Origin of the sequence: Photobacterium lucens (assembly GCF_009873615.1) — a bacterium.
Classification (GTDB): domain Bacteria; phylum Pseudomonadota; class Gammaproteobacteria; order Enterobacterales; family Vibrionaceae; genus Photobacterium; species Photobacterium lucens.
Genome location: NZ_SSMG01000268.1, coordinates 26,308 through 33,785, shown reverse-complemented (window position 1 = coordinate 33,785; position 7,478 = coordinate 26,308). Strand labels below are relative to the sequence as shown.

General features: G+C 43.1%; 7 protein-coding genes. 2 read left to right on the top strand and 5 right to left on the bottom strand.

Features of this window, described 5'->3' with window-relative positions; all coding sequences use genetic code 11:
- Positions 1–114: 114 nt before the first annotated feature.
- The 3 genes from E5A76_RS11475 to malX all read right to left on the bottom strand — a co-directional run bounded on the left by E5A76_RS11475 (position 115) and on the right by malX (position 4,888).
- Positions 115–1,752 (bottom strand): methyl-accepting chemotaxis protein, encoded by a 1,638-nt coding sequence (locus tag E5A76_RS11475; RefSeq protein WP_053987625.1) that lies wholly within the window; start codon positions 1,750–1,752, stop codon positions 115–117.
- Positions 1,753–2,059: 307 nt separating this feature from the next.
- Positions 2,060–3,235, bottom strand: a complete 1,176-nt coding sequence (locus E5A76_RS11470) for a MalY/PatB family protein (RefSeq protein WP_161119014.1) — start codon at positions 3,233–3,235, stop codon at positions 2,060–2,062.
- Positions 3,236–3,307: 72 nt separating this feature from the next.
- Positions 3,308–4,888: a maltose/glucose-specific PTS transporter subunit IIBC gene (gene malX, locus E5A76_RS11465; protein ID WP_161119013.1), complete on the bottom strand. Its 1,581-nt coding sequence runs from the start codon at positions 4,886–4,888 to the stop codon at positions 3,308–3,310.
- A 286-nt stretch (positions 4,889–5,174) separates the two neighbouring features.
- Here malX and malI point away from each other — a divergent pair, with 286 nt between their 5' ends.
- Positions 5,175–6,200 carry a Mal regulon transcriptional regulator MalI gene (malI, locus tag E5A76_RS11460; RefSeq protein ID WP_161119012.1) on the top strand — a complete coding sequence of 342 codons (1,026 nt, stop codon included), beginning with the start codon at positions 5,175–5,177 and terminating at the stop codon, positions 6,198–6,200.
- Between the two features lie 66 nt (positions 6,201–6,266).
- Here the strand turns inward: malI and ppnP are convergent, their stop codons facing one another.
- Positions 6,267–6,548, bottom strand: a complete 282-nt coding sequence (gene ppnP, locus E5A76_RS11455) for a pyrimidine/purine nucleoside phosphorylase (RefSeq protein WP_053987621.1) — start codon at positions 6,546–6,548, stop codon at positions 6,267–6,269.
- Positions 6,549–6,718: 170 nt separating this feature from the next.
- On the opposite strand from ppnP, the gene E5A76_RS11450 reads away from it, so the two are divergent.
- Positions 6,719–6,919: a hypothetical protein gene (locus E5A76_RS11450; protein ID WP_053987620.1), complete on the top strand. Its 201-nt coding sequence runs from the start codon at positions 6,719–6,721 to the stop codon at positions 6,917–6,919.
- Here E5A76_RS11450 and zntR read toward each other — a convergent pair whose 3' ends face one another.
- The gene (gene zntR, locus E5A76_RS11445; protein ID WP_053987654.1) at positions 6,920–7,393 is read right to left on the bottom strand and encodes a Zn(2+)-responsive transcriptional regulator; all 474 of its coding nucleotides are present in this window, start codon (positions 7,391–7,393) and stop codon (positions 6,920–6,922) included.
- Positions 7,394–7,478: the final 85 nt, after the last annotated feature.

Here is a 7,478-nt window from a genome sequence, read left to right as displayed (position 1 = left end):
CCTGACTCCGATTGAATATCGAAATCAGGCCTTACAAGCCGCTTAACCGAAATGTCCAACTTTATGGGGTCACATCAAGGTATGGCTTTTTTATTATCTTAACGTTAGGTGTTTTTAATGCAGCTTAAAGCGCTGAATCGTTACCATCAGATCTTCTGAGATTTGATTTAGTTCCTCGCTTGATGATGATAACTGGCTCGACTCTGAAGAGAGCGAGATTGAGCTGTCATTTAAACTCGACACATTTTGATTAATACAATTTACGGTTAATGACTGTTGCTCTGTCGCCGCTGAGATCTGCTCGTTCATTCCCTGAATGGCATGAACCTCTTCCACAATCAAATTCAACGCTTCACCAGCTGATGCCGAAATGGTAGAAGCATTTTTCGCTTTTTCAGCCCCTTTATTCATCACGCCGACAGCTTTCTCAGCCCCTTCTTGCAGTTTCTCAATGATGGTTTGAATTTCAACAGTAGACTCCTGTGTGCGCTGTGACAGCGTTCTTACCTCATCTGCAACCACAGCAAAGCCTCGACCTGCTTCACCCGCCCTCGCCGCTTCTATTGCAGCATTAAGTGCCAATAGATTGGTTTGCTCTGCAATGCCTCGGATCACTTCCAAGACCGTATCAACATTACGACTATCTGTGGCAAGTTGGGTAATCACTTCGCTGGCTTCGCCAATATCTAACGCCAACAATTGTGACTCTTCAATATTACGTTGAATGATCGCTTTACTCGCTTCGGTTTGTTTTGCCGCTTCAACACTAAAATCACTGGCATCTACCGTTCTTCCTGCAATTTCTTCAACCGCAGTGAGCATTTCACTCATTGAGCCCACCAGCTGATCAGTATCTTCTTTTTGCTGATTGAGATTAGCATCAACAGATAACACAGATTGGGAAAGACAACGGGAAGATTGGGTAAGCTGAGAGCCAGCATCACTGATGCTATGCATGATGGTCTGAATGGAGCTAACAAAACGGTTAAAGTGTTTAGCTAATGCAATTAACTCGGGACTGCCTTCTTCTTTTAAGCGTTGGGTTAAATCGCCTTCACCGACAGAGAGATCACGCATCGCCGCCACGGTTTTGTTTATTGGCTGGGTAATACTGCGAATAAAGAACACCATAAACAATGACAGTATCACCAAGATCACAGCAACATTGATAAACGATAACCACTGGGTTTCTTGAATGTCTTTATTTAATGCTTTGATGTTGATCCCTGCGCCAATCATCCAGCCCCAAGGGTGAAAGTAATCGGCATAACTGGTTTTTAAAATCAGCTGATTAGGATCAGAAGATGACTTCCACATGTAATCAACAAAGCCGCCCCCCTGCTTACCAACACTGTAAAGCTCTTCCACAAAGCGCCGTCCATTGCCATCTTCTAATGAAAGAATGTCTGTTCCCATCATCTCATCAAAACGTGTAGCGATTTGATAGCCTTCTCGGTTCCCACCGAAAATATAATTACCACCGTCAAAGCGCATAGCATTAATTGCAGCTAACGCCTGCTTTTGTGCTTCTTCTTCGCTTAACGTGCCATTGGCACTAAGGGTATGATAATGCTTCACCACGCCAACCGCCCCTTCAACGATCTGCTTAATACCACGCTCATAATTGGCACGCATGTGCTGATTGGTCGAAGAAATATTTAAAACCGAAATGGTAATGAGGCCAATAGCAAAAAGCAGCCAAATGATCCAAGCTTTAGCACTAATAGAAGCATGAGTGAGTGATAGATTCATAGAACCTCCCTAATTCTACTTATGACGTTTAGTCGTGAATACTTTCTCTATAACGCACAAGATCAATTAGGTTCTAAACAGCATAAATCAACACGTTAGGTGTGATTAACTAGATATCAACCTTGCTAAATAGCTTTACTATAATGCTTTCTCATTAGATAAATTGTTAAATTTTAATATATGCGTAAAGTGTCATAATTATAGGTAACTGATATAACACTCAATCACTTAAACTAACCACGCAGTAGACACAAAAAAGCTCCGCCGTAGCGAAGCTTTCTTATCGTTATCAACCACAAATAGATAGTTATTTTGCTACGTCATGCAATGCGCTGATCAGTGCTTGTAAACCCGTTTCAACTTTACTGCGAGGAGATCCGACATTCAGTCGTACATAGCCTTGTCCTTCTTTGCCATAAGTATCACCACGCATGATCGCTACTTTGTAATGACGAATTAAACGTTGCTGTAACGCATCCATATCGATATTCAGTGGTGTTAGGTCGATCCACGCTAAATACGTCCCTTCTGGCACTTGATAATTAAGCTCTGGAAACGCCTGATTAAGCTGCTCTGCCACATAACAAAGGTTTGCTTGCAGGTAGTCTTTTAAACTCACTAGCCATGCTTCACCGTGGTTATAAGCGGCAATATGCCCAATCACGCCAAGGATCGAGGGAGATGATAAACCATGGGCTGCTTTTAATTGTGTCAGGTAACGATCACGCACCTCGGCATTGGCGATAAACCCATACGCCCCAGTTAGGGCTGGAATATTAAATGATTTAGAGCCAGACGAGACGAGTGCCCAGTTATCATCAACAGCCACTTCAGACCACGGAATATAATCGTTAAATGCCATGTCCATGTGGATATCATCTGAGATCACTTTCACGTGATGCTGCTGACAGATCTGCGCCATACGCTTGAGCTCATCACGAGTCCATACTCGCCCTGTTGGGTTTTGGGGGCTACACAGCAGCAAAACCTTACATTCAACTTTAGCTGCTTGTGCTTCAAACTGTGCCCAGTCAATCTCATAACTGCCACCCGCCGTTTTTAATAACGGGCTAGTTAGCATTAAACGATCATTAGCCGCTAACATATTGCCAAATGCATCATAAGCTGGAGTGTGAATAAGCACGCCTTCACCTTGTTTGGTCCACTGCATCACTAATTGCGCAATGATGTAAATCACCGAGGGACCATAGACAATATGATCAGGATTGATTTGGCTATGATAACGACGAGCAAACCAGCCAGTGATCGCTGATTTAAAATCATCATGGTTCCAACGGCTATAGCCAAATACACCATGTGCTAAACGCTCAGATAAGGCTTGCTCAATACAAGGGGCAATGGCGAAATCCATGTCTGAAATGGTAAAGGGTAATAAGTCAGCCTCACCAAAGCGATCTTCGACATAATCCCACTGCGTGCAGTAAGTGCCATAACGGTTGACTGGGGTCGAAAAATCAAACATAACAACCTCTCGAAACTAATTAAAACAGAGATACAAAAGCAGAAAAGCGGAGCACTAGGCTCCGCCATAACCTTATGCCGTTGCTGGCATTAAACTCTGCATTTCATTTTTCACCATGTGAACCTGAGGCCCAATAACGACTTGCAGGTTATGCTCATCGAGCTTGACGACACCTAAAGCACCGTTCGCTTTTAACACCGCATCGTTCACCAAACTCATATCATTAACCGATAAACGTAAGCGTGTAATACAGTTATCAAGCGAGGTGATATTCGCAGCACCACCGAGTGCATTAAGAATAATGTCACCTTTATAACCCGTCGTTTTCTCACCACCTTCAGCAAACGCTAATTCTTCTTTCACATCCGCCACTTCTCGACCCGGTGTTTTTAGATTAAAGCGAGTGATCGCAAAGCGGAACACGCTGTAGTACATCACAAACCATACCGCAGCAACGACAGGTACTAAATACCACTTAGTTGCAGTGCCTTGCAGTACACCGAAGATCAAGAAATCAATAATGTTGCCGTCTGTATTACCAATGGTCACACCCAGTAAGTGCATCACCATAAAACCAATACCGGTGAGGATCGCATGGATAAAGTACAGCGCAGGCGCAACGAATAAGAACAAGAACTCTAGCGGCTCAGTGATACCACCGACGATACATGCCACAACACCGGATAATAATAACGCTTTTACTTTGCTACGATTTTCAACACGTGCACAGTGGTACATTGCCAATGCTGCACCCGGTAAGCCACCAAGAAATGCTGGCATTTTACCTTGTGATAAGAATGATGTTGCTGAGTAAGAGAAACCATTAGTTGTCGAACAAGAAAGCTCAGCGTAGAAAATATTCAGTGCACCACTTACCGTGTTACCACACACATCCATCGTACCGCCCGCTTCAGTAAAGCGAACTAATGCCACTAGAATGTGATGCAGACCAAATGGCAGTAACAGACGCTCACCAGTACCGAATAGGAATGGACCAAATGGGCCTGAGTGAGAGATCAAGCTACCGATCCCATTAATCCCCATCGCAAAGTACGGCCAAATCAGTGGTACTAATAGACCCACGACACCTAACGTTAGGGTTGAGATAATAGGCACAAAACGAGCACCACCGAAGAAAGCTAATGCATCTGGCATTTTGTAGGTGTAGAAGCGAGCATGTAATTTCGCCACGATAATACCGACGATCACCGCCCCTAAAATACCAGTATCAATCGACTCTATACCGAGGATCGATTTTACACCGTAGGCTTTTTCTTCTGTCGCATTGCCCAATACCCCAGCGACCGTTAAGTAGAAGTTAATTGATAAGTTTAAGGCTGCATAACCAACGAAACCGGCAAAAGCCGCCACGCCTTTCTCTTCACGGGCTAAGCCTAATGGGATCGCCACCGCGAACATAATAGGCAAGTAAATGAACGCGACTAAACCAATTTTGGTCATCCACATAAACAGCAATTGCAACACGGTATTATCAAGGAACGGCATACTTTCTTTCACCGCCGCACTTGATAACGAGCTACCAATACCGAGTAAAATACCTGAGAACGCCAGTAGTGCTACAGGCAGCATGAAGGTTTTTCCTAGACTTTGGAAGAATTCCCACAGCGTTGTTTTATTTGCAGATTTTGACATTATCGTCACCTAATCACAGATTTATCTTCGTCAAAAACAAAGTGGTAAAACGTTTTATCACTTTGCTGAAAAAAAACGTCGACGAAGATGAGCTCTAAACTTCTGCCAACGCTTTTGCTGAATCACGAAATAAATGATAAAACGTTTTACCAAGTTTTATCTGTATACAGATCACGGAACATATTTCGAATGAAAAGCCATTTTCAAAAATGTGATCCTGTTAATATCTAAACCACAGAGATAACGTTTTATATTAATAAATAAAAACAGGGTAATTAACTAACGAATGGCGAAGTTAACCAAAGTAAAAATCACCGATGTCGCTGAATATGCGGGGGTTTCTGTTTCAACCGTCTCTCTGGTGCTCAGCAATAAAGGGCGAATATCAGAATCGACTATCAATAAAGTCAATAAAGCGGTTGAAGCACTGGGTTATGTGCGAAATAACGCTGCAGCCAACTTACGATCCCATCACTCTAATTTGATCGGTTTGATCTTAGCGGATATTACCGATCCGTTTTATAACGAAGTCACCGCTGGATTAAGTGCTGAACTGGAAAAGCACGATCATATGTTGTTTCTTGCTCAATCCAATCATCAAGCCGATAAGTTGATCCAATGTGTGCAATCGATGATCCAACAAGGTGTTGCGGGTATCGCATTTAGTCCTGTGCGAGAAGCCACCAGCCAAGTGCTTGAAATGACAAAGCAAGCCGGCATTCCTGCGGTATGTTTAGCTCGGGCAGCGGTTAATAATGAGGTCGATTACATTGGCCCCGATAATAGCCAAGCAGCGGTCATAGCAACCCAACATTTGATCGAGCAAGGTCATCGTCATATTGCCTATGTGGGAGGATTTTGTGATTCATTAACCCGTGCCGAGCGCATTGGCGGCTATTGCACCACATTAATGCAGTACGGATTACCATTTAAAAATGAATGGGTTGTCGAGACAGGCAACAACCAAAGCCAAGCGGCAGATAGTGTTCAACAACTGCTGACTCAGCACCCTAAAATTACAGCGCTGTTATGCCACCGCCCTGCGATTGCACTCGGTGCGATATATGGTATTCAACGAGTTGGTAAAAGCGTCGGAAAAGATAACTATATCGGTCAACAAGTAGGAGTAATTGGCTTCGATGACACGCCAGAGGCAACCTTAACTCAACCGACATTGACCATGATCAGCTCACCAACAAGGCTCATTGGCGAAAAAGCGGCACAGCGATTACTGGCAAAAATGACCAATCATAACGATGATGTTCAGCGTTTGATCTTAATGCCACAGCTGATCGAGCGTGGATCGGCCTAATGAAATGAACATACTCAAAAACAAAAAAGCTCCGCCGTAGCGAAGCTTTTTGTTTCTTACTTGCGATTATAGGTAATCACAAAGATAAGCTGTTGTTTCTAAAACTTTCACGTTAAATGAACTGTCGCCAGGGACTTCAAAGTCATCACCTGCATTGTAAGTTTCCCAATCAACATGACCTGGAAGCTTAACAATCAGCGCACCTTTAACCACAGTCATACGCTCCGGTGCAGCTGTACCAAAAGTGTATTCACCCGGTACCATGACACCCACACTTGCATGATCGCCAGCAGACTCAAAACCCACAGATTTTACTTGGCCATCAAAATATTCATTCACTTTTAACATCGACTTTCCTTATCTCTAATTCGTGTTATTGATTGGAAATTATCACAAAATTTCGCAATGCCCTAATGAAAAATAATGCCCTGAGCCGAGATATTCATGACATGAATTTAACTTGGTTCATGATAAAAAAACGCTACACTAAGCATCAGAATTTTATTGAGGGATCTCAGATGTTAAATAAACGCGTTTTAACAATCCTGCTGATAGCTTCATTGCCATTAGTAGGTTGTACCAGCAGCGACAAGCAAAATATTAAAGATGGTTTCAGAGATATTGGCCATGCGACCCGTGATGCAACCCGTGCTACTGGTCACTTCTTCCGTGATACCACCAAAGATGCTATCCATAATGCAAAAGAAGCGACCAAATAATTAATGCTCTGATTTCTCGTGCCTTGAACAGCATGCTTTAGGTTCATCGATAGCTGGCTCATTGATCTCACTACTATCATTCAGGGCACCTAAAATCGAACAGTGGCTCGCATTGTCATCCACATGACCACAACACGCATCATTGATCTTCTTTAATGCGGTGCGAATACGAGTTAACTCTTTTATCTTCATATCAACTTCATCAAGCTTGGCCTGAGTGATCGCTTTCACTTCAGCGCAACTATGTTGACTGGCTTCCAAGCGAATATCGAGCAATTCACGAATTTCATCCAAGCTCAAACCAATTGATTTCGCACGCAAAATAAATTTCACCCGCGATAGATTATCCTCACTATATAAACGATAACCACTCTCGCTACGTCCAGCCGGTTGCAGCAAATTATTCTTCTCATAAAACCGTAATGTGTCACTGCTGACTTGGCACAACTTCGCTAATTGCCCAATTAAATACATCGCCATCTTGCTGCTATCTCCTGCCACCAACCACAAAAGCAAACGTTTGCGTAATATTCCTATTCATGTAAAATAACGGTCACAT

What these genes read in the sequence shown, in the direction of transcription:
- E5A76_RS11475 (WP_053987625.1), bottom strand. Translation starts at nt 1,752, where the DNA reads ATGAATCTATCACTCACTCATGCTTCTATTAGTGCTAAAGCTTGGATC.
- E5A76_RS11470 (WP_161119014.1), bottom strand. Translation starts at nt 3,235, where the DNA reads ATGTTTGATTTTTCGACCCCAGTCAACCGTTATGGCACTTACTGCACG.
- malX (WP_161119013.1), bottom strand. Translation starts at nt 4,888, where the DNA reads ATGTCAAAATCTGCAAATAAAACAACGCTGTGGGAATTCTTCCAAAGT.
- malI (WP_161119012.1), top strand. Translation starts at nt 5,175, where the DNA reads ATGGCGAAGTTAACCAAAGTAAAAATCACCGATGTCGCTGAATATGCG.
- ppnP (WP_053987621.1), bottom strand. Translation starts at nt 6,548, where the DNA reads ATGTTAAAAGTGAATGAATATTTTGATGGCCAAGTAAAATCTGTGGGT.
- E5A76_RS11450 (WP_053987620.1), top strand. Translation starts at nt 6,719, where the DNA reads ATGTTAAATAAACGCGTTTTAACAATCCTGCTGATAGCTTCATTGCCA.
- zntR (WP_053987654.1), bottom strand. Translation starts at nt 7,393, where the DNA reads ATGTATTTAATTGGGCAATTAGCGAAGTTGTGCCAAGTCAGCAGTGAC.